A 20,075-nucleotide genomic window follows, 5' to 3' on the forward strand; every position below is an offset into this window, starting at 1 on the left:
CGCCGACACCCCCCGGATTCGTTGACTTGCGTGCCTCTCAGCCATACTTGATGCGAGCCGCAACCGGCCGCCTGCCGCCGACGGGTCCCACCCCGGCGCGGCGAGGGACAACCATAAGGAGACATTCGTGAACCGCAAGGAACTGGTGACTGCGGTCGCCGAGCACGCAGACCTCGAGCAGAAGACGGTCGACGCGGTCCTGCGCAGCCTGCAGGCCACCCTGGAAGGCGCAGTCGCCAAGGGCGACAAGGTCAGCGTCCCGGGCTTCTTCGCTCTCGCTGTTGGCGACCGTGCTGCCCGTGAGGGCCGCAACCCCGCCACGGGCGAGACCATCAAGATCCCGGCCGCCAAGACGGTCAAGTTCTCGGCCGGCAGCTCCCTCAAGGACGCCGCCAACAAGTAAGCCGCGAACGGCCACGCGCACGGCTGAAACCCAAGCGCGATAAGCCAAACTGATCAGGGCCGGTACCCCACGGGGTACCGGCCCTGATTGCGTTCAGCCCGCCACGCCGACGACGGCCACGCCGCAGCCGCAGCCGCCCGCTACTTGGACGACGACGCTGAAGCGGAGGACGAAGCCGACGCCGACTTGGACGACGACACCGACTTCGACGAAGACACCGAAGGCGACGAAGACACCGATGGCGACACAGACCCCGACGTGGTCGCCGCCGGCGTCGGCGACGGAGCGGCGGTCGACTTGGCCGAGGCCAGCGCCTTCGTGATCGCCGCGTCGATCTGGGCCACCGTCGGCACCGCGTTCACCGCACCGATGCGCTTGCCCGCCACGAACACCGTCGGCGTCCCGGACACGCCCGCCTTCGACGCCTCCTCCGTCACCGCCGTGACCAGGCCCTTGTGCTGCTGCCCGCTGACACACGTCGAGAACGTGGCCGACGACACCCCGGCCTGCTTGCCCCACGCGATCAGCGTCGAGTCCGGCACGCCCTTGGTGCCCTCGGCGGGCTGGTTGTCCTTGCCGCTCGTCTTGCCGTACATGATGTCGTGCAGCTTCACGAAGACCGCTGCCGACGTGTCCGAGGCGCAGTAGAGCGCGTTCGCCGCCCGCGATGAGTACTTGTTGCCGTTCGAGGACGAGTCCAGGAACGACATCAGGTGATAGTTGACCTTGATGTTGGTGGCCTTGGTCTTGGCCTCCAGGTCCGTCCCCAGTCCGCTCTGCTCCAGCTGCTTGCAGATCGGGCACTGCGGGTCCTCGTACAAGTCCACCGTCACCGGCGACTGCACGTTGCCGACCCGCACACCCGTCGTCGCGGAGGCATTGGTCGAGGCCACCGCCGACGTGTCGATCTTGGCCCGGCCGCCCTGGACTCCGACCGCGATCAGGCTCACCAGCACCACCACGGCCGCCGTACCCAGCGCCAGGTACCGCTGCTTGTGCCTGAGCTCGACCTCGGCCGCCGCCCGCGCCGCCCGGTACCGGCGGACGTTCTTCTCCGACTTGGCCTGCTTCGCGGTGAGGCCGGGCACCATCTCCGACTTGATCAGGGCCTCGTCGACCGAGAACTTCGTCAGCGCGAAGACGACCAGGTAGACCGACAGCACGATCAGGCCCAGATCGCGCAGGATGTCCAGCGTGTACGCCGTCGAGGTGGTCACTCCCCCACCACCGAAACACCCGCATTCGATCTTGATGTTGCGCGCCGCCGCCTGCACGATGCCCACCAGGAACACCAGCAGCAGGACGACCGACACCGCCGCCGCGTACCGGGTGATCAGGCCCACCAGCAGCAGGATCGCGATCGACAGCTCCAGCACCGGCAGCCCGTACCCGATCGCCTTGGACAGCCACTCCGGCGTCGCGTCGTAGGCGCGCACGGCCTGCACGAACGTCAGCGGGTGCGCGATCTTCGACAGCGACGCCCACCCCCAGACGAGGGCGAGCACGATCCGCACCGCCAGTCCGACCCAGCCCAACCGGTCCCGGACCGCGGTAGGTACAGCCTTCACCGAAACGTGCTCCCTTACTTCTGCGCGGCTACGACCTGCAGGTCGTGCGCGATCTGGCCGGACTGGTTGTTGCTTTGCAGAAATGCCACGCGTGCGTAGTCGTCAGAACCGTAGAGCAAAACCTGCGCCGAGTGCTGCTTTCCGTCCCCTTCGGCCAAAGTCACGTGTGCCGCGACCTGGGCGGTGTCGATCTGGGTCTGGGTCCCGTACAGGCCGATGAACCGGTTCGGCACGTCGGAATCGAAGTGGTCCAGCCACTTGCGGATCGCCGGTCCGGTGTCGTTCTTGACGTCGGTCGTCACGAACACCACCTGCGTCCGGTTGCGGATCGGGGTGGGTACCTGCGCCAGCGCACCGGCGATATCGGCCATCGTGGTCGGGCAGATATCCGGGCAATGGGTGTAACCGAAATACAGCAGTGTCGGTTTGCCCGCGGTCTGCTGGCCGAACTTGAACTGCTTGCCCGCGGTGTCGGTCAGGGTGAACTGCGGTCGGGGCTGCGCCGGGTCCAGCCCCACTCCCTGATACGTGGGGTTGGTGTGGTCGTTGAGTTCCGAGGCCACCGTCGAAGCCGGTTTGCCGCCGGAGGAGGACGAGCACCCGGCCACCAGCAGCAACGCGCCGGCTCCGATCGCCGCCGCCAGCAGCCGTCCGACCCTCATGAGGCGCTCGCGGACGGGCTGGGCGAGCCAGTGCCGCCGGCTGCGGTCGGCGCGGGCGCCGTGAGCGCGATCACCGGAGCCGTCACCAGCACATCACCGGCATCGGCGAAGCTCAATTGCAGATTGACCGTCTGACCGACCTTGATCGGGCCGTACAACTTCTCGATCATCACGTGCACTTTCCCGGGAGTGAGGACAACCGAACCGTGGGCGGGGATTTCCAGCCCGTTGGCCAGGCCGATCATGCCGCCGCTGGCTGAGTAGTCGTGCAGGGACGCCACTGCCCCCGCACCGGAGGTGATGGACATCAGCCTGTCAGGTGTTCCTGTGGTGTTGTACACGGTGAAGTAGGCCGCCGCGTTGACGTCGTTGGCCGGCTCCCGCACATACGCCCCGCCCACCACGATCGGCGACGCGGACGCCGTGGTTGGCGCGGCCCCACCGGTGGACGCGCTCGACTGGGGGATGGAGCCCCGGACCAGGCCCGCCATCCCGAGCAGGATGGCCAGCGCGGCGACGAAGAACGTCCAGGGTGGGCGGGTCGTGCTCATCGACTCGATGCCCCCGCCCGGACCGAACGCCGGATCGACACCAGCAACGCCAGCGCACCGGCCGCCGCCAGCAGGGCGATGATCCCGATCAACAGCGCGACCTCGGCGACCGTGTTCGAGCTGTCCGCCCCGGATTCAGCGCTGGCCGACTCGGAACCCCCGCCCGAACCCGAAGCCGACACAGAGGGCGACGAACCGGAACCGGCCGTCCCCGAGGTCGCCGCCGCGGGAGCGAGTGACACGGCCGGAGCCGGGTGGTCGGGCTCCGTGGTCGAGCCGGGCGCCGGGAGCTCGATCCAGCTCACCGTGGAGCCGTCGGAGTACTTCTGCACCACCTTGAACGTCAGCGTCGAGGTCTCGGGCAACGGCCCGGCGCTGATCACGAACGTGTCGAACTGGCCCGGCGCGATGCCGCGGGCGCCGGCCGCGACCTTCCAGTCGATCTCGGTGACGATCGAGGTGACCGCCCCGCCGTCACTGGACAGCGGGGTGCTCGGCTTGGCGGTCTTCTCCGTGTACGTCCAGCCGGGCTTGGGTTGCACCGACACCGACGCGATCGGGGTGTCCAGCGGCAGCTGGACCGCCACCGCGACCGTGTTCGCCGCCGCGCTCTCGGTCGGCACCTGGAACGTGATGGTGCTGTAGCCGCCCTGCACCGCGTTCGCAGCCGACACGGTGACGTGAGCGAGCGCGGGGGCGGCCGTCAGCAGTCCGAGCCCCAGCACCGCGGCGGAGGCGAGACCGACGGCGCCGGCGCGACGAGTGAGCTTCACGGAAATGCCTTTCAGTTGCACGGTTGCAGGACGGGTGGAGCGGTGGATCAGGACAGGTGCACTTGGGCCACCGCGGTGATGGCATCGAATTCGGACGTCTGGACGGTGAGGGTGAGCTGCCAGGTCCCGGCCGAAGGCAGGATCAGCCCGCTCGCGCTGTAGCTGCGCGCCCCGGACGACACCAGCTTCAACGGGTAGGGCCCCAGCTGCTTTCCCGGCAGCGCGGCGGTCGCGCTGACCGCCGTCGGGGTCGATCCCCCGGTGATGGTGATCTGCACGTCCACGGCCCCGTGCCGCCCCGGATTGACCGCCACGGTCGCCGCGCTCGCACCGCCCCGAACCAGCACCACGGTGGCGCTTACCGGCTTGCTGCGCTCGGCCGCCAGCGCGACCTTGCCCGGCGGCTGGGCGATCAGCACGCCGGTCACGCCGAGCACCGCGGCGCCCACGATCACCTCGACCAGCAGAGCCCGGCGCATCCGGGTCAGCGGACCGTTCGAGCGCGCCTGCGTCCAGTCGCGCCGCTGCACGATCCGGCGCGCGAAGTATCCGAGCACCACCAGGCCGATGAACAGCGCCACCTTGGCCACCACGAGCCGGCCGTACATGGTGGTCGTGATCGCGTCGACGGTACCGACTTCCCGCCAGGCCTGGACGGTCCCGGTCACGGCCAGGGTCACGACCGCCCCCAGCGCCACCCGGGAGAAGATCGGCAGACCCGCGGCGAGTTCCGCCGCATCAGCATCCGCGTCATCCGCCTCGGCATCCGCATCGTCATCGGCATCCGCATCCGCATAGGCATCGGGATCGGCCGGCGCCGGACGCGAGCGCGCGAAGGCGGCCACCACCAGGATGGCCAGTCCGCCGAGCCAGACGATCATCGCGCTCAGGTGCAGCGAATCGACCAGCACCGCCAGCCAGCGCGGGTTCGCCGACTGGCTGTGGCCGGTGGCGGCGTAGGTCACCACGATCCCGACCCCGACCATCGCGGCCGCCTCCGGGCCCCAGCTCGGGCGCCGGCGCAGGTCGTCGGTGAACAGCGCCGTCAGCACCAGCCCGAGCACGCCGATCAGGACCAGCCGCAGCGACAGCAACTGGCCCGAATTCACGTGCAGGGTCGCGTCGAGCAGCTCCGTCCGGCCGATCGTGGCCAGCCCGGTCCCGGCCGCGTAGGGGCCCTGCAGCAGGAACTCCCCCACCGCACCGGCCACGGCCGCGATCCAGCCCGCCCACACCGCCCGGCGGACGGCCAGCTGGCGCTGGCCGGATGGCCAGATCGAGAACACCAGCCAGCAACCGCCGACCAGGCCCACACCGGCGAAACTCAGCCAGTGGACCACCGCCAGCGCCACCGTCACCGAGCGCTGCGTCGTCGTTCCGGACGCCGGCGTTCCGGACAGACTCAAGGGTCCGTTGCCGATCACGAACCGCAGGGATCCGATGACCGGATGCGAGTCGGCTGACACGACCCGGAAGCTGGCCAGGTACGTCCCGTCCGGTAGCGAGGGCTTGAGTGCGACCGAGATGCTCGACCCGACCCCGCCCGGATGCGTGACCGTGCCCGCATCCACCCGACGTCCGGCCGCGTCCACCACCCGCAGGTAGCCCAGCGACAAGCCGACGGCCTCGTCGAACCGGATGGTGACCTTCGCGGGCGGGCTCGCCAGCCGCTGCCCGTCGGTCGGGTCCGAGCCGACCACGACGGCATGGGCCGAGGCGGCGGGAGCCAGTACCAGCAGCGCGAGGAGGGCAGCCGCCAGCACCGCCAGGCCGGCGAGAATCCGGCCGCGGAGCCGAACGATCACGCGGCACCCCGGTGTCGGCGGCGGAACAGCTCGTCCTCGACGGCGGGCACCGATCCCGGCGCGGCGGCACGCGAGCGCGGCCGCGACCACTCCGAGCGGGCGACCAGGCCCACCAGCAGCAGGCCGAGGACGACGCCGATATGGCTGGCCAGCCTTGCCGGGTCGACCGCGTGGGTGGCGACATCGGAGATCGACAGCGCGGACAGCACCACCACGAACGTGGCGAGGATCGGCAGGGTGCCACTGGCCCGGGACGGTTTCACCGCGACCGCCAGGAAGGAGGCGCCGAGGGCCAGGTTCCAGGCCGCCGACTCGTGCGAGGTGTGGACCCCCATGCTCATGCCCACGCTGTTGCCGAACAGCGCCGGCACCGCCAGCGCCCACTGGACGAACCCGAGCGCGATCAGGCCCAGTCGAAGCCGGCGCCGGTAGCGCCCCAGGCGGCGGGCCGGCAGCACCACGTCGTTCAGGATCGCCGCCGAGAGGTCCGGAGCGGTCTGCCCGCTGATCCGCAGCGCGCGACCGAGGCGCTCGGCCTCGGCCAGCCATGCGGCACACTGGGAGCACGTCGCGAGATGGTGGTCGAGCGCGGAGGCAGGCAGCTGCAACGGCTCACCGTCCATCCGGGCCGATGCCGCCTCGCGGTAGCGCTCACAAGTCACGCCCAGACAAGTCGGGTTGACTACCGGGTCGGTTCCACGAGACCGCCAGATGTGGCCCAGCTCACGCGGCGTGCGGGGGCCAGGCTGGGTCAGCGGCGTCCAGCGTGCCGCCCCGTGCGCAGTCGGGTCTGGTGGGCCAGTGGAATCTGTGGGGTCAGTCGGTGATCGGAGAGGAGCGCGGTGGACACGCCGGAGTTCGATCCGACCACGCTCGCTGCGCTGCGCGCCCGTGCCGGTGACCGGGCAGCGGCCGCCGAGTTCGTCCGGCTGACCCAGACCGACGTGTGGCGCCTGTGCGCGAACCTCGGTTCGGCCGCCGACGCCGACGACCTCACGCAGGAAACCTTTGCGCGCGCCTTCGCCTCCCTGCATCGCTTCGCCGGACGGTCCACGGCCCGGACGTGGCTGCTGTCGATCGCGCGGCGGGTGTGTGCCGACGCCATCCGCCACCGGCGTCCGGTCGTGCCGATGGCCTCGGTCGAACCACTTCAGCGCGGCGGTGACCCCGCCGACACCGTCGGGCTGCGGATGCTGCTGGACGCTCTGGAGCCGGCCTATCGCGAGGCGTTCGTGCTCACCCAGTTGCTCGGGCTGACCTACCCCGAGGCGGCTGACGTGGTGGGCTGCCCGACCGGGACGATCCGCTCACGGGTCGCCCGGGCCCGCGACGGGCTGGTGCGGGGTCTGGGATCGTCGCGGCGGGCCGACGGGACCGCCGGCTGAGGTCAGCGGTTGTCCGACGGGGTGCGCTGCTCGTCGGCGGCCACCAGCTCGGCGACCTCCTTCGAGGCCCGGTGCTCGACGATGAACGCCGCCAGCGGAACCGTCCCGGCGAGCATCCGCAGCGCGAGCCGCGTCCAGGACCACCGCATGCGGATCCCCAGATCGAGCGCCAGGATCAGGTAGATGGGGAACAGGAATCCGTGCAGGACCCCGATGAAGGCGAGCACCCCGGCGCCGGTTCCCTTGTAGTGCCAGATGTAGTGCGCCGGCAGCGAGACGACGAACAGCGGAATGATCAGGACGCCGGTGGCGAAGGCCAGCACCCGGTACCGCTTGAAGGACCCTACGATCCCCCGCACACGCTTGCTGGCCAAGACCGATCCTCTCCGACGACACTCCGTGCTCGCCGAATCCCGGCGACGTCAAAACGGTACGTCGTGCCCGTTGAGAGGTCAGAGGCCGGTGTGCCGAGCACTCAGGTCGGCGATTCGCGCCAGCACCGGAGCATTGGTCGCGGCGCTGGACAGATACGCGGTGAAGCCGAACCCGCCCGCGACCTGCAGCGCCGACGTCGTGTCCGTGGTCGAAGCCGCCCAGGCGGTCGGTTCGGTGGTGCCGCCCGGCCAGACCTTCGCCCGGACCGTGGTCGGCGTCGTACCGAACACCTGCACCCGAACCCGCAACAGCGCGCCGGGCGTGAACGTCGTCCCGGTCAGGGCCCGCTCGGTGGTCAGCGCGGTCTCGGTGCCGTTCACGACCTTGGTCAGGTAGAGGAACACCGCCCCGGTTCCGGACAGCCGGATCCTGGCCCGGTACTCCGTCGTCGCGGACACCCGGCGTCCGGAAACCCAGGTGTACAAGCCGTTTCCGACCTGAGCCTTGTCGGAGGTGAGACCCAGTGTGATGTCGGCGTCGGTGGTGCTGGCCGCGGCCGAGGCCAGTGAGGCACCGATCTGCTGCCCCGCGTTGAGCCGGATCGAGGCGAGCCCACCGGCGACCGAGTAGTACGTCGAACCTGCGCTCAGACTCCACGGGCCGCCCTGGTCAGCCGTTCCGAAGCCGTTGGTCACGCTGCGATTGAAGGCATCGGAGGCATAGACGGACGACGGCGCCGTGACCGTCACCGATCGAGAGGTCGCGTTCGTCGCGCCCTGGTTGTCGGTCACGGTCAGGGTCACCGTGAACGTCCCGCCCGCAGCGTAGGTGTGGGCGGGCGAGGACCCGGACCCGGTCGGCGACCCATCCCCGAAAACCCAGCTGTAGGAGGCGATCGTCCCGTCCGAATCGGCGGAACCGGTGCCGTCGAAGGAACACGCCAGCCCCGAACAGGCCGAGACGAACGCCGCCGTCGGTGGATTGTTCGGCGGTGGCGGAGCGGTCACCGTCACGTCATGGGATACCGTGTTCGTCGCGCCCTGGTTGTCGGTCACGGTCAAGGTCACGGTGAACGTCCCGCCCGCAGCGTAGGTGTGGGCGGGCGAGGACCCGGACCCGGCCGGCGACCCATCGCCGAAAACCCAGCTGTAAGAGGCGATCGTCCCGTCGGAATCGGCAGAACCGGTGCCGTCGAAGGAACACGCCAGCCCCGAACACGACGAGACGAACGCCGCGGTCGGTGGACTGTTCGGCGGAGGCGGAGCCGTCACCGTCACGTCATGGGACACGGCATTCGTCGCGCCCTGGTTGTCGGTCACCGTCAGCGTCACCGTGAACGTCCCACCCACGGCGTAGGTGTAGGACGGCGACGAACCCGACCCGGCCGGCGACCCATCGCCGAAAACCCAGCTGTAAGAGGAGATCGTCCCGTCGGAATCGGCAGAACCGGTGCCGTCGAAGGAACACGCCAGCCCCGAACACGACGAGACGAACGCCGCCGTCGGTGGACTGTTCGGCGGAGGCGGAGCCGTCACCGTCACGTCATGGGACACGGCATTCGTCGCGCCCTGGTTGTCGGTCACCGTCAGCGTCACCGTGAACGTCCCACCCACCGCGTAGGTGTAGGACGGCGACGAACCCGACCCGGCCGGCGACCCATCCCCGAAAACCCAGCTGTAGGAGGCGATCGTCCCATCGGAATCGGCAGAACCGGTGCCGTCGAAGGAACACGCCAGCCCCGAACACGACGAGACGAACGCCGCCGTCGGCGGACTGTTGACCGGCGGCGCGACCGGCTGCGCGGTATGGCTGATCGTCGCCGCGCTGCCCGCGTTGTCGGTCACCACCAGGCTGACCGTCTCCGGTCCGGCCTGCTGGTAGGTATGCGTCGGACTCGCCCCGGAACCGGTCGTACCATCGCCGAAGGTCCAGGCGTAGGAGGTGATCGTCCCGTCCGGATCGGAGGAATTGCCGGCGTCGAAACTGCAGGTCAACGTCGGGCAACTCGCCGTGAAAGCCGCCGTCGGAGGCTGGTTGGCCACCGCGGTGCGGACCGCGGTCAGCCCGCTGAACCGCGCGGTGACCGGTGCGCTCGTCGACGTCGAGGACAGGTAACTGATCAACTCCGGCCCACCAGGCGCCTGCAGTGCGGCCGTGGTGTCGCTGCCCGTCACCGTCCAGGTCGAGGGCTCGGACCCACCCGCAAGCCACGCCTTCGCCTTGAGGACGGTGGGCGAGGTCCCGACGGCCTGCACGCGAACCGACACCGTCGCATTCGGCGTGGCGGTCAGACCGCTGACGGTGACCGTCGTCCCGATCACCGTCTCGGCGCCGGCCACCACGCGTGACAGGTACATGCTCACCGCTCCGGTCGAGAGCAACCGCAACCGCGCCCGGTACTCGTTGTTCGCGCTCACCCGGCGCGGAACGACGGACAGGTAGAGGCCGTTGTTGTCGGCGATCTTGTCGACCGCGACGCCCACCCGCAGATCCGTGTCCGTCGATGCGACGCTGCCCAGATAGGCCGACGGTTGCGAACCGGCCACGGCGATGCGCATGGCCGCCGAACCGCCACCGACCGTGTAGTTGGACGCGGTACCGGCCACCGTCCAGGCGCCTCCGGTGTCCGCCGAACCCCAGCCGGACGCGCTCGTACGGTTGAAGGAGTCGGTGGCCAGCACGCTCGGCCCGCCGCCACCGGCAGAAGCCGTCACCGAATGGGTCACGCTGCCCGTGGCGCCCTGGTTGTCCGTCACGGTCAGCCTGGCGGAGAACGTGCCGGCCGCGGCGTAGCTGTGGCTGACCGTGGCTCCCGATCCCGAGGTCCCGTCGCCGAAATCCCAGCTGTAGGAGGCGATCGTGCCGTCCGGGTCCGAGGAGGCCCGTCCGTCGAAGGAACAACTCAGGCCGGTGCACGAGGAGGAGAAGGCCGACGTCGGCGCGACATCGACACCCGGCGGGCTCCAGACGTCCAGGATCGGCGCCGCGGTCGCGCTGTTGCCGAGCGTGCCCAGCCCGTAGGCATCCTCGATCGTCCGCAGCACGTTGTAGTGATTGATCGTCTCGCTGTAGCTTCCCGGCGTGACGCGAGCCCCCGCCATGACGGTCGCGATCTGGTTCGAGGCGTGGTTGTCGTCCTCGTCCCACGTCAGGACGAACAGACTGTTGTGGGTCTTGGCCCAATCGACGTAGCCGCCCATGTTCGACTGCAACCACGCGTCACCGGTCGCGACCGTGCCGTCATGCATGTCGTTGTTGAGGTTCGGCACCACGTAGGAGACCTCGGGCAACGTCGAATAGTCCGTCGGGAACGCGGTGAACGGCACGTGGGTGCTGGCCGGCAACGACGGGTAGTTGACCCACGGGGCGTGCTTGCGCGCGTACTTGCCCGAGGAGCAACCGGTGAAGCCGACCGACGGCAGGTCCTCCGAATACGCCCGGAACCCGAGCCCGGCGTTCAGCAGCTGGTCACCCAAGCTCGGGGTCGCGTAGGAATGCGGGCAGCTGTCGTCGGTCAGGCCCTGGGTCGATCCGGAGAACATGGCCAGGTAGTTCGGCTCGCTGGGGTGCGATTCGGCGAACGACTGGGTGAAGTTGGCGTTCTGAGCGGCCAGCTGGTTGATGTACGGCGCGGCCGGATTGCCGAGGATGTTCAGCGACGAGTGGTTCTCCTCGATCACCACGACGATGTGATCGGGCCGGGGAACGGTGCTCGTCGCCGCCCGGGCCGGCCCGCTGCGCGCCACGCCCACCGCGAACAAACCGCTCAGCAGCAGGCACATCACACCGAACGCACACCACGTTCGAGCGAGCGGTGTCCGCGAATCCGCCGTACCTGATACCCACATTTCATCCCCCGATGACCTCGCTCGCGCCCTGACCGTAGACCTCAGGTAGTCCGAAGGAAATGCTCAGGCAGCTATTGGAGGAAATCGAGCAGCAGCTCGGTGGTGCGCTCCGGGGCCTCGACCGGGATCCAATGCCCGCAATCGACACTCTCGAAGCGCCACGGGGCGTCGACGAACTCCGCCGAGCCGGACAGTTGCGCCTCGGTCAGGAACGGGTCCTGGCGGGAGTGCACCCCCATCGTCGGGCAGCGGACGATCGGCCCGGTCAGCGGAGCCGTGGCGACGTAGCGCGGCGGGCTGATGTTGGCCCGGTACCAGTTCAGGGCCGCGGTGAGCGCGCCGGGACGGGACAGGTCGGCGATCTGCTCGGCGCAGTAGGGATGATCCGGGGCCTGCGCCCAGGCCCAGGAGCGAAAGAAGGCCCAGTCCTCGGCCGGCAGCACCGACTCGGCCACGCCCGGGAAGAGGAACCAGAGCATGTACCAGGACCACTGCTTCTGTTGCATGCCCGCCGCGACGGAGGCACCGCCGTGGCCGACGGAGAACACCGCGAGCCGGTTCACCCGACCCGGGTGCCGGAAGGTGGTCTGCCAGGCCAGGCCGGCACCCCAGTCATGGCCGACGAGGGCGAACTCCGGCAGGCCGAAATGGGTCGCGACGTCGGCCACGTCTGCCACCAGTGAGGACATCCGGTAGGACTCGACGTCCGTCGGCCGGTCGGATGCTCCGAACCCGCGTAGGTCGGGGGCGATGACCCGGAAGCCCGCCTCGGCCAGCACCGGGATCTGCGCGGACCAGAGCGCGTGCGAATCGGGGAAGCCGTGCAGCAACACCACGCCCGGTCCGTCCTCGGGACCGGCCGACGCCACGTTGAGCCGAACGTCGGCGAGTTGTACGAACTCCTGCCGGACAACGGCGTCGCTCATGGAGACAATGCTGCCATGACCGCGACCGAACCGACCCCTCGACCAGCGTGGCGACGACCGACGCCGGGAGAGCCGCGCTGGATCGTCGCCGGGTCCCTGCTCGTCGCGATCGCGCTGCAGACGGTCATGCCGAGCCGGTTCGCGCTGCACCCCAAGTACCTGGTTTCGGCGATCACCTGGGTGCTGCTAGCCGGCCTCGTCATCACCCACCCGGATCGGATGTCGCGACGGTCCCCGCGGCTGCGCACCGCATCGATCACCCTGCTGGTCGTCATCGCCGCAGCCAACGCCGTCTCGGTGGTGCTGCTCATCCGGGCGATCGTGTCCGGCCATTCGCTCGCCGCGCGCCAACTGCTGCTGGGCGGCGGGGCGATCTGGCTGATCAACGTGATCATCTTCGCCCAGGTCTACTGGGAATACGACCGGGGTGGGCCGGCCGCACGCGCCGCCGGCTCGGACGACGTCCCGGACCTGCTGTTTCCGCAGATGGGCGACGACACCCTCGACCCCGAGTGGGAACCCCGTTTCTTCGACTACCTGTTCGTCTCCTACACCAACGCGACGGCCTTCTCACCGACCGACACAATGCCGCTGTCCCGCTGGTGCAAAGTGCTGTTCATGGCCCAGTCGTCGATCTCCCTCGTGACGGTCGGGCTGATCGCCGCCCGGGCCGTGAACATCCTCCCCAACACCTGACCGTTGAGGTTGCCCTCGTTGCGCGCCTACCTCCGTTGAGGTTGCCCTCGTTGCGGGCCTACCTCCGTTGAGGTTGCCCTCGTTGCGCGCCTACCTCCGTTGAGGTTGCCCTCGTTGCGGGCCTACCTCCGTTGAGGTTGCCCTCGTTGCGGGCCCACCTCCGTTGACGTTGCCCTCGTTGCGGGCCTACCTCCGTTGAGGTTGCCCTCGTTGCGCGTCACGGTTGAAGCAGTCCGATCACGTTGCCGTCGACGTCCGTGAGCGTCGCGATGAGCTTGCCCCCGCCGACGTCGGCCGGCTCGGCTACGACCGTCGCACCCGCAGCGACGAGTTCGTCCAATCGGGCCTTCACATCGTCGACCTGCCAGTAACCGACCGGCCCGGTCATTCCCTTCGCGTGCCCGTGCGGATCGAGTCCGACATCCTGTCCGGCCACCCGCCAGCCGACGTAGTAAGGCGCATCCATCGCAGGCTCGCCGAACAGCGCCCGAAAAGTGGCCTTCGCGGCGTCCAGATCCTTGACCGGGTAAACGATCGTCTGCAGGCCCGTGGTCAGTTCAGTCATCTCAGTTCCTCCGTTGTCCGAGACGCGAGAATGCCTCGCCGTCACATCGGGCGTCCGTCGCCCGTCACACCTGTGACGGATCGATCGAGGAGAATGTGACCGATGAACGATGAAGACCTGCTCGCCCAACAGTTCGAAGCGAACCGGCCCCGGCTGAGGGCGGTCGCATATCGAGTGCTGGGGTCGCTGGCCGAGGCCGACGACGCAGTGCAAGAGGCGTGGCTGCGGTTGGCGCGCTCGGACGCGGGCGAGATCGACAACCTCGCCGGCTGGCTGACCACGGTCGTGTCGCGGGTCTCGCTCGACCTACTGCGTTCCCGCGCCAGTCGCCGCGAGGATTCCCTTGACCACGATCAACCCGACTGGGCGAGCGGAGCCGCCGACGGCTTGACCCGGATGGCATCCGCCTCTGCTCCCGCCTCCGCCTCCGCCTGCGCCTCCCCGTCCGCGTACCCGTACCCGGCACCGCCCGAGCCGGAAGCCGAGGTCCTGCTGGCCGATTCGGTGGGACCGGCCCTGCAGATCGTGCTCGACTCGCTGAACCCCTCCGAACGGCTGGCCTTCGTGCTGCATGACGTGTTCGGACTGTCCTTCGAGGAGATCGGGCCGATCGTCGACCGTTCCCCCGCCGCGGCGCGGCAACTGGCCAGCCGCGCGCGACGCCGGGTGCGAGGCGGCCCCGCGGAACCCGACGTCCCGGCGCACCGCCAGCGCGAGGTGGTCGCCGCATTCCTGGACGCAGCCCGCAACGGTCGCTTCGACACGTTGCTGTCGCTACTGGACCCGTCGGTGATGCTGCGCGCAGACGCCGTCACCGCCGCGATGGGCGCTCAGGCCGAGGTGTTCGGAGCGCGCCAGGTCGCCGAGACATTCTCCGGACGGGCCAAAGCCGCCCGCCTCGCGATCGTGGACGGCCTGGCGGGCGCCGTGTGGGGCAAGGCCGGTGCGGTCAAGGTCGTGTTCGCGTTCTCGTTGAACGATGGCGGGGCGATCGCCGGCATCGAGATGCTGGCCGACCCCGCGGTGCTGGCGGAGCTGGACATCGAATTCCTCTGACACCGTCGTCAAGATTCGTTGAGGTTGCCCTCGTTGCGAACAACAAGGGCAACCTCGACGCGGGCCGACGAGCAACAAGGGCAACCTCAACGCAGGCCGACGAACAACAAGGGCAACCTCGACGCAGGCCGGCGAACCACAAGGGCAACCTCAACGCAGGCCGGCGAACCACAAGGGCAACCTCGACGCAGGCCGACGAACAACAAGGGCAACCTCGACGCAGGCGGGCGGATCAGCCGACGTAGTGGTGAGCCACCGCGGACAGCGCCTTGTCGATGGCCGCGAGGCCTTCGCGCGCCTCGTCCGCAGTGATGATGCACGGCGGCACCACGTGCAACCGGTGGTAGTTCGTGAACGGCAGGACGCCGTTTGCCTTCAGGGCTCCGACCAGTTCCGCCATCGCCGGTGACGACCCACCGTAGGGCGCCAGCGGCTGCCGGCTGGCCCGGTCGCTCACCAGGTCCAGGGCCCAGAACACCCCGAGACCCCGGACCTCGCCGATCATCGGGTACCGCTCGGCCAGCTCGGCCAGTCCCGGACCCAGCACGGTCTCACCGATCATGGCGGCGTTGTCGACGATGCCCTCTTCTTCCATCGCGGTCAGGGTGGCCACCGCCGCCGCGCAGGCCAGCGGGTGTCCGGAGTACGTCAGGCCGCCCGGGAACACCCGGTCGTTGAAAGTGGCCAGGATCTGCTCGGACACGACGACCCCGCCGAGCGGGATGTAGCCGGAGTTGACGCCCTTGGCGAACGCGATCAGGTCCGGGACGACGTCATAGTGATCGAGGGCGAACCACTTGCCGGTACGCCCGAACCCGGCCATCACCTCGTCCAGGATCATCACGATCCCGTGCTTGTCGGCCAGGGCGCGCACCCCAGCCAGATATCCCGGCGGTGGCGGCATGATCCCCGCGGTTCCCGGGATGGTCTCCAGGATGATCGCGGCCACGCTGCCGGGGCCCTCGAAACCGATGACCTGCTCCAGGTGCTCCAGCGCGCGCTGGCATTCCTCCTCCTGTGTGGTGGAGTGGAACGGCGAGCGGTAGAGGAAGGGGCCGAAGAAGTGGACGTTACCGGTGGTTCCGAGGTCGTTGGGCCACCGTCGCGGGTCGCCGGTCAGGTTCACCGCCGTGTTCGTCCCGCCGTGGTAGCTGCGGTAGGTGGAGAGCACCTTGTTGCGTCCGGTGTGCAGCTTGGCCATGCGCACGGCGTACTCGACAGCTTCGGCGCCGCCGTTGGTGAAGAACACCTTGCGCATGTTCTGCGGTGCGCGCTCGATGATCAGTTTGGCTGCCTGCCCCCGGGCGGCGTTGGCGTGCTGTGGCGCGATGGTGCAGAGCAGGTCGGCCTGTGCCTTGATCGCGGCGACGACCTTGGGGTGCTGATGCCCGATGTTGGTGTTGACCAGCTGGGAGCTCAGGTCCAGCAGGCGGTTACCGTCCCCGTCGGTGATATAGCTTCCTTGGGCCGATTCGATGACCAACGGCGTCAGGGAGCCCTGTGCGCTCCAGGAGTGAAAGACGTACTCGCGGTCGAGCTGGTAGGTCGTGGCGGTGTCCGAGGGCGTGCTCATATCGGTTCCTGACTGGCCGTGCGGCCGCGGTGGAAGGAGGCGTACCGACGATGGTAGAGACACCGGCCGGGATTCATTGCTCCAGCGCAAAACCGCACTCGGGCCGGGGTCCGGCCGCCGGATTCGCGTTTGGACTGGATCGATACAGTAGAGAGTGCACCCGCCCGCGTGAGCTCAGGAAGACCGTCCGTTGACTCAGACCAGCACCGTCGACGCCTCGCCGCGTCCGAGCCGATCGCTGCGCCACGCCCGGCTGGCGACGGCCCTCACCTTCGCCTTCAACGGCTTCCTGTACGCCGCGTGGGTCCCGCACATCCCGGAGGTCAAGGCGCATCTGGGCCTGTCCGACGCCGCCCTCGGCCTTGCCCTGCTCGGGCCAGGTATCGGCTCGCTGTTGTCCATGGGACTGATCGGCAGAGCGACCACCCGATGGGGCAGCGGACCGGTGACCACGGTCATGGCGTTCGCGACCTACCTCGTCATCATCGGTCCGGGTCTCGCGTTCAACCTGCCCACCCTGTTCCTGGCCCTGGTCGGCTGGGGCGTGGTGACCGGCGGCCTCGATGTCGCCATGAACGCCCAGGCGGTGCAGATCGAGAAGAGCTACCGGCGTCCGATCATGTCGAGTTTCCACGCCTTCTGGAGCATCGGGACCGTCGTCGGTACCGGCGTCGGCAGCGTCGGCGCGGGCCTGCACGTCACGCTGGCCACTCAGCAGGCGACGCTCGCGGTGATCCTCACGGCGGTCACGGTGTGGAGCATGCGGCAGTTCGTGGGCGACCATGTCGCCGAGGAGCAGGCCGAGGGCAGCCGGGTCTTCGAGTGGCGTCTGGTGCTGCTCGGGCTGGCCGGTGTCTGCGCATTGCTCGCTGAGGGAAGCGCGGCGGACTGGTCACCGGTGTACCTGCGCGACGATCTTCACGTCGCGGCTGGTCACACCGGTATCGCCTTCCTCGCGTTCACCATCATGATGACCATCGGCCGCACGATCGGCGACCGGGTCGTCCTAGCGCTGGGCCGCACCCGCAGCGTCGCCCTGCTGGCCGTCATCGGCTCGATCGGCATGTCGCTGGGGCTGATCGCCGACACCCTGGTGGTGTCCTCGATCGGGTTCGCCTGCCTGGGCTTCGGGTTGTCGATCATGGTGCCGGTCTTCTTCTCCACAGCGGCGGACGGGCCAGGCGCGGCCGGTCCGAAACTGGCTGTTGTCTCGAGCTTCTCCTACTGCGGATTCCTACTCGGACCGGCCGCGCTCGGTCCCCTGGCCAGCGCCAGTTCGGTGCACGATGCGCTGTGGGTTCTGCCGGCGTTCGCGGCCCTGGCCGGAGTCCTCGGCGTGCTGGCGGTCCGGATGACCGCCCGCTTCAAGGCCTAACCGCTGCCGTTGAGGTTGCCCTCGTTGCTGGCCACCGCCCGTTGAGGTTGCCCTCGTTGCTGGCCACCGCCCGTTGAGGTTGCCCTCGTTGCTGGGCACCGCCCGTTGAGTTTGCCCTCGTTGCGGGGGAACCAGCGCAACAAGGGCAACCTCAACGCAAGAACCAGCGCAACAAGGGCAACCTCAACGCGAGGGGGTGGTCAGGCTTTGTAGTCGCGGAGCAATCCACGGCTGATGATGGTCTTCTGGATCTCGGAGGTGCCCTCGCCGATCAGCAGGAACGGTGCCTCACGCATGAGACGCTCGATCTCGTACTCCTTGGAGTAGCCGTAGCCGCCGTGGATCCGGAACGACTCCTGCGTCACCTCGGCGCAGTATTCCGATGCCAACAGCTTGGCCATGCCCGCCTCGACGTCGTTGCGGGCGCCGGAGTCCTTCAAACGGGCCGCGTTGACCATCATCAGGTGTGCGGCCTCGACCTTGGTTGCCATCTCCGCCAGCTTGAACGCGATCGCCTGGTGCTCGGCGATCGCCTTGCCGAAGGTCTTGCGCTGCTGGGCGTAGGCGATGGCCAGTTCGAAGGCCCGGATCGAGATTCCGCAGGCGCGCGCGGCCACATTGACGCGGCCGACTTCGACCCCGTCCATCATCTGATAAAAACCGCGACCACGCTGGGACGGGCCTCCCAGGACGTCATCGGCCGACACCGCCACGTCGTCCAGGATCATCTCGGTGGTCTCGACGCCCTTGTAACCCATCTTCTCCAGCTTGCCGGGGATCGTCAGCCCCGGCCGGGTCTCGCCGAAGCCCGGTTCCTTCTCGATCAGGAAGGTCGTCATGTTCTTGTAGACCGAGTCCGCACCGAGCTCGTCCTTGACCAGAGTGGCGACGACGCCGGATCGTCCACCGTTGGTCAACCACATCTTTTGCCCGCTGACGGCGAAGGAATCTCCATCGTCTGAGGTGGTTGCGCGGGTCTTGATGCCGGACACGTCCGACCCGACATCAGGCTCGGACATCGAGAACGCGCCACGCACCTGGCCGGTGGCCATCTTGGGCAAGAGCCGCCGCTTCTGCTCGTCCGTCCCGTGTTGCATGAGCAGGTACGCCACGATGAAGTGAGTGTTGATGACGCCGGAAACGCTCATCCACCCCCGGGCGATCTGCTCGACGACGAGCGCGTACGTCAGCAGCGACTCGCCGAGGCCACCGAACTCCTCGGGAATCGTCAGCCCGAACAGCCCCATCTCCGACATGCCCCTGACGATCTGCTCGGGGTACTCGTCGGCGTGCTCGAGCTCCTGCGCGTTCGGGATGATCTCCTTGTCGACGAACTGCCGGACCGTGGACAGGATCTCCTTCTGGAAATCGGTCAGGTCGGCGGTCTGGGCGATACGGGCCATGAGTCGAACTCCTCGCTGCGAGTGTCAGGTCAGGCTTCGGGCGGGGTGAAGCCGGACGAGCGCCGCAGGCCGGCCGCGCGACCCTTGGCCGAGATGACCAGGGCCATCTTGCGGGAGGCCTCATCGATCATCTCGTCGCCCAGCATCGCCGAGCCCTTCTTGCCGCCCGCCTCGGAGGTGTAGTAGTCGTAGGCGTCGAGGATCAGTTCGGCGTGCTCGTAATCGTCCTGGGACGGGGAATAGACCTCGTTGGCCACGTCCACCTGACCGGGATGCAGTACCCACTTGCCGTCGAAGCCCAGAGCCGCCGAGCGTCCGGCCACTCGTCGGTAACCATCGAGGTCGCGGATCTGCAGATACGGGCCGTCGATCGCTTGCTTGTTGTTGGCGCGGGCCGCCATCAGGATCGACATCAGGATGTGGTGGTAGGCATCGCCCACGTCGTAACCGGCAGGCTGCTCCCCGACCACGAGGGACTTCATGTTGATCGAGGCCATGAAGTCGGCGGGGCCGAAGATGATCGTCTCGACGCGGGGGGACGCTTTGGCGATGGCGTCGACCGCGATCAGCCCGGCGGCGTTCTCGATCTGGGCCTCGATTCCGATCTTGCCGAGTTCGAAGCCCATGGTCTTCTCGATCTGGGTGAGGAGCAGGTCCAGCCACACGATCTGCTCGGGGTTCTGCACCTTGGGCAGCATGATCGCGTCGAGATTCTGCCCGGCCCCCTCGACGACCTCGATGACGTCGCGGTACGTCCATTGCGTGGTGAGGTCGTTGACACGGACGGCCCGGATCTTGGTTCCCCAGCCGCCCTCGTTCAGCGCGGCCACGATGTTCTTTCGGGCATCCGGTTTGGCCAGCGGCGCCACTGCGTCCTCGAGATCGAGAAAGACCTGGTCCGCGGGCAGCCCCTTGGCCTTGTCCAGGAACCGCGGGTTGGACCCGGGAACGGCCAGATTGGATCGGCGAGGGCGCAGCGATTCAGTCATGCGGCGAGGATGCCACCGATTACCCGTCGGTAGCCGGCCGCTGTTCGACGTCTCACAGCGCCGCCCGGCGCGCAACAAGGGCAACGTCAACGCGGGCCGGCGCGCAACAAGGGCAACCTCAA

The 20,075-nt window shown here is 68.6% G+C and carries 18 protein-coding genes and 1 pseudogene; 5 read left to right on the forward strand and 14 right to left on the reverse strand.

Going from position 1 to position 20,075, the window contains the following annotated elements:
* The first annotated feature begins 127 nt into the window (after positions 1–127).
* Positions 128–403, forward strand: coding sequence for an HU family DNA-binding protein (locus tag M6D93_RS15280; protein ID WP_249770385.1), 276 nt, complete (start codon positions 128–130; stop codon positions 401–403).
* A 140-nt stretch (positions 404–543) separates the two neighbouring features.
* Here the strand turns inward: M6D93_RS15280 and M6D93_RS15285 are convergent, their stop codons facing one another.
* From M6D93_RS15285 to M6D93_RS15310, 6 genes are read right to left on the reverse strand one after another with little or no spacing between them, the layout of a single operon-like run.
* Positions 544–1,971: a MauE/DoxX family redox-associated membrane protein gene (locus M6D93_RS15285; protein ID WP_249770387.1), complete on the reverse strand. Its 1,428-nt coding sequence runs from the start codon at positions 1,969–1,971 to the stop codon at positions 544–546.
* Between the two features lie 14 nt (positions 1,972–1,985).
* Positions 1,986–2,633, reverse strand: a complete 648-nt coding sequence (locus M6D93_RS15290) for an SCO family protein (RefSeq protein ID WP_249770389.1) — start codon at positions 2,631–2,633, stop codon at positions 1,986–1,988.
* Positions 2,630–3,184 carry a copper chaperone PCu(A)C gene (locus M6D93_RS15295; RefSeq protein WP_249770391.1) on the reverse strand — a complete coding sequence of 185 codons (555 nt, stop codon included), beginning with the start codon at positions 3,182–3,184 and terminating at the stop codon, positions 2,630–2,632. The genes M6D93_RS15290 and M6D93_RS15295 overlap by 4 nt, the downstream gene beginning before the upstream one ends.
* The gene (locus tag M6D93_RS15300) at positions 3,181–3,957 is read right to left on the reverse strand and encodes a YcnI family copper-binding membrane protein (protein ID WP_249770393.1); all 777 of its coding nucleotides are present in this window, start codon (positions 3,955–3,957) and stop codon (positions 3,181–3,183) included. The genes M6D93_RS15295 and M6D93_RS15300 overlap by 4 nt, the downstream gene beginning before the upstream one ends.
* Positions 3,958–4,004: 47 nt before the next feature.
* Positions 4,005–5,762 (reverse strand): copper resistance CopC/CopD family protein, encoded by a 1,758-nt coding sequence (locus tag M6D93_RS15305; protein ID WP_249770395.1) that lies wholly within the window; start codon positions 5,760–5,762, stop codon positions 4,005–4,007.
* A complete protein-coding gene (locus tag M6D93_RS15310) occupies positions 5,759–6,424 on the reverse strand; it encodes a zf-HC2 domain-containing protein (protein WP_249770397.1) in 666 nt (221 codons plus the stop codon). The genes M6D93_RS15305 and M6D93_RS15310 overlap by 4 nt, the downstream gene beginning before the upstream one ends.
* A 180-nt stretch (positions 6,425–6,604) precedes the next feature.
* On the opposite strand from M6D93_RS15310, the gene M6D93_RS15315 reads away from it, so the two are divergent.
* Positions 6,605–7,147 (forward strand): sigma-70 family RNA polymerase sigma factor, encoded by a 543-nt coding sequence (locus M6D93_RS15315; RefSeq protein ID WP_249770399.1) that lies wholly within the window; start codon positions 6,605–6,607, stop codon positions 7,145–7,147.
* Between the two features lie 2 nt (positions 7,148–7,149).
* Here the strand turns inward: M6D93_RS15315 and M6D93_RS15320 are convergent, their stop codons facing one another.
* The 4 genes and pseudogenes from M6D93_RS15320 to M6D93_RS15330 form a co-directional block, all read right to left on the reverse strand.
* Complete coding sequence (locus M6D93_RS15320) at positions 7,150–7,521, reverse strand: DUF3817 domain-containing protein (protein ID WP_249770401.1); 372 nt, start codon at positions 7,519–7,521, stop codon at positions 7,150–7,152.
* 78 nt (positions 7,522–7,599) lie between these two features.
* Positions 7,600–10,500, reverse strand: a complete 2,901-nt coding sequence (locus M6D93_RS15325) for a PKD domain-containing protein (RefSeq protein ID WP_430667240.1) — start codon at positions 10,498–10,500, stop codon at positions 7,600–7,602.
* Positions 10,486–11,304, reverse strand: a pseudogene (locus tag M6D93_RS19660) (alkaline phosphatase family protein); the annotation flags it as partial. The gene M6D93_RS15325 and the pseudogene M6D93_RS19660, both read right to left, overlap by 15 nt.
* Before the next feature lie 137 nt (positions 11,305–11,441).
* Positions 11,442–12,296, reverse strand: a complete 855-nt coding sequence (locus tag M6D93_RS15330) for an alpha/beta fold hydrolase (RefSeq protein ID WP_249770405.1) — start codon at positions 12,294–12,296, stop codon at positions 11,442–11,444.
* Between the two features lie 15 nt (positions 12,297–12,311).
* On the opposite strand from M6D93_RS15330, the gene M6D93_RS15335 reads away from it, so the two are divergent.
* A complete protein-coding gene (locus M6D93_RS15335; protein ID WP_249770407.1) occupies positions 12,312–12,992 on the forward strand; it encodes a DUF1345 domain-containing protein in 681 nt (226 codons plus the stop codon).
* 217 nt (positions 12,993–13,209) lie between these two features.
* Here M6D93_RS15335 and M6D93_RS15340 read toward each other — a convergent pair whose 3' ends face one another.
* Entirely contained in the window at positions 13,210–13,548 is a 339-nt protein-coding gene (locus M6D93_RS15340; RefSeq protein ID WP_347343668.1) for a VOC family protein, read from the reverse strand.
* A gap of 111 nt (positions 13,549–13,659) precedes the next feature.
* Between M6D93_RS15340 and M6D93_RS15345 the strand changes: the two genes are divergently transcribed.
* The gene (locus M6D93_RS15345; protein WP_249770411.1) at positions 13,660–14,613 is read left to right on the forward strand and encodes a sigma-70 family RNA polymerase sigma factor; all 954 of its coding nucleotides are present in this window, start codon (positions 13,660–13,662) and stop codon (positions 14,611–14,613) included.
* Positions 14,614–14,845: 232 nt separating this feature from the next.
* Here the strand turns inward: M6D93_RS15345 and M6D93_RS15350 are convergent, their stop codons facing one another.
* On the reverse strand, positions 14,846–16,186 hold the full coding sequence (locus M6D93_RS15350; RefSeq protein ID WP_249770413.1) for an aspartate aminotransferase family protein: 1,341 nt from the start codon (positions 16,184–16,186) through the stop codon (positions 14,846–14,848).
* A 190-nt stretch (positions 16,187–16,376) separates the two neighbouring features.
* Between M6D93_RS15350 and M6D93_RS15355 the strand changes: the two genes are divergently transcribed.
* Positions 16,377–17,561 carry an MFS transporter gene (locus M6D93_RS15355; protein WP_249770415.1) on the forward strand — a complete coding sequence of 395 codons (1,185 nt, stop codon included), beginning with the start codon at positions 16,377–16,379 and terminating at the stop codon, positions 17,559–17,561.
* A gap of 200 nt (positions 17,562–17,761) precedes the next feature.
* On the opposite strand, the gene M6D93_RS15360 is transcribed toward M6D93_RS15355, so the two are convergent.
* Both M6D93_RS15360 and M6D93_RS15365 read right to left on the reverse strand, forming a co-directional pair.
* Complete coding sequence (locus M6D93_RS15360; RefSeq protein WP_249770417.1) at positions 17,762–18,964, reverse strand: acyl-CoA dehydrogenase family protein; 1,203 nt, start codon at positions 18,962–18,964, stop codon at positions 17,762–17,764.
* Between the two features lie 29 nt (positions 18,965–18,993).
* The gene (locus M6D93_RS15365) at positions 18,994–19,953 is read right to left on the reverse strand and encodes an HpcH/HpaI aldolase/citrate lyase family protein (RefSeq protein ID WP_249770419.1); all 960 of its coding nucleotides are present in this window, start codon (positions 19,951–19,953) and stop codon (positions 18,994–18,996) included.
* Positions 19,954–20,075: the final 122 nt, after the last annotated feature.

The sequence above is a fragment of the Jatrophihabitans telluris genome (assembly GCF_023516435.1).
In the GTDB taxonomy this organism is placed as follows: Bacteria; Actinomycetota; Actinomycetes; order Mycobacteriales; family Jatrophihabitantaceae; genus Jatrophihabitans_A; species Jatrophihabitans_A telluris.

Bases quoted from the DNA above. Each gene is read 5' to 3' on its own strand.
- M6D93_RS15290 (WP_249770389.1), bottom strand. From the start codon at position 2,633: ATGAGGGTCGGACGGCTGCTGGCGGCGGCGATCGGAGCCGGCGCGTTG.
- M6D93_RS15295 (WP_249770391.1), bottom strand. From the start codon at position 3,184: ATGAGCACGACCCGCCCACCCTGGACGTTCTTCGTCGCCGCGCTGGCC.
- M6D93_RS15330 (WP_249770405.1), bottom strand. From the start codon at position 12,296: ATGAGCGACGCCGTTGTCCGGCAGGAGTTCGTACAACTCGCCGACGTT.
- M6D93_RS15335 (WP_249770407.1), top strand. From the start codon at position 12,312: ATGACCGCGACCGAACCGACCCCTCGACCAGCGTGGCGACGACCGACG.
- M6D93_RS15345 (WP_249770411.1), top strand. From the start codon at position 13,660: ATGAACGATGAAGACCTGCTCGCCCAACAGTTCGAAGCGAACCGGCCC.
- M6D93_RS15350 (WP_249770413.1), bottom strand. From the start codon at position 16,186: ATGAGCACGCCCTCGGACACCGCCACGACCTACCAGCTCGACCGCGAG.
- M6D93_RS15360 (WP_249770417.1), bottom strand. From the start codon at position 18,964: ATGGCCCGTATCGCCCAGACCGCCGACCTGACCGATTTCCAGAAGGAG.
- M6D93_RS15365 (WP_249770419.1), bottom strand. From the start codon at position 19,953: ATGACTGAATCGCTGCGCCCTCGCCGATCCAATCTGGCCGTTCCCGGG.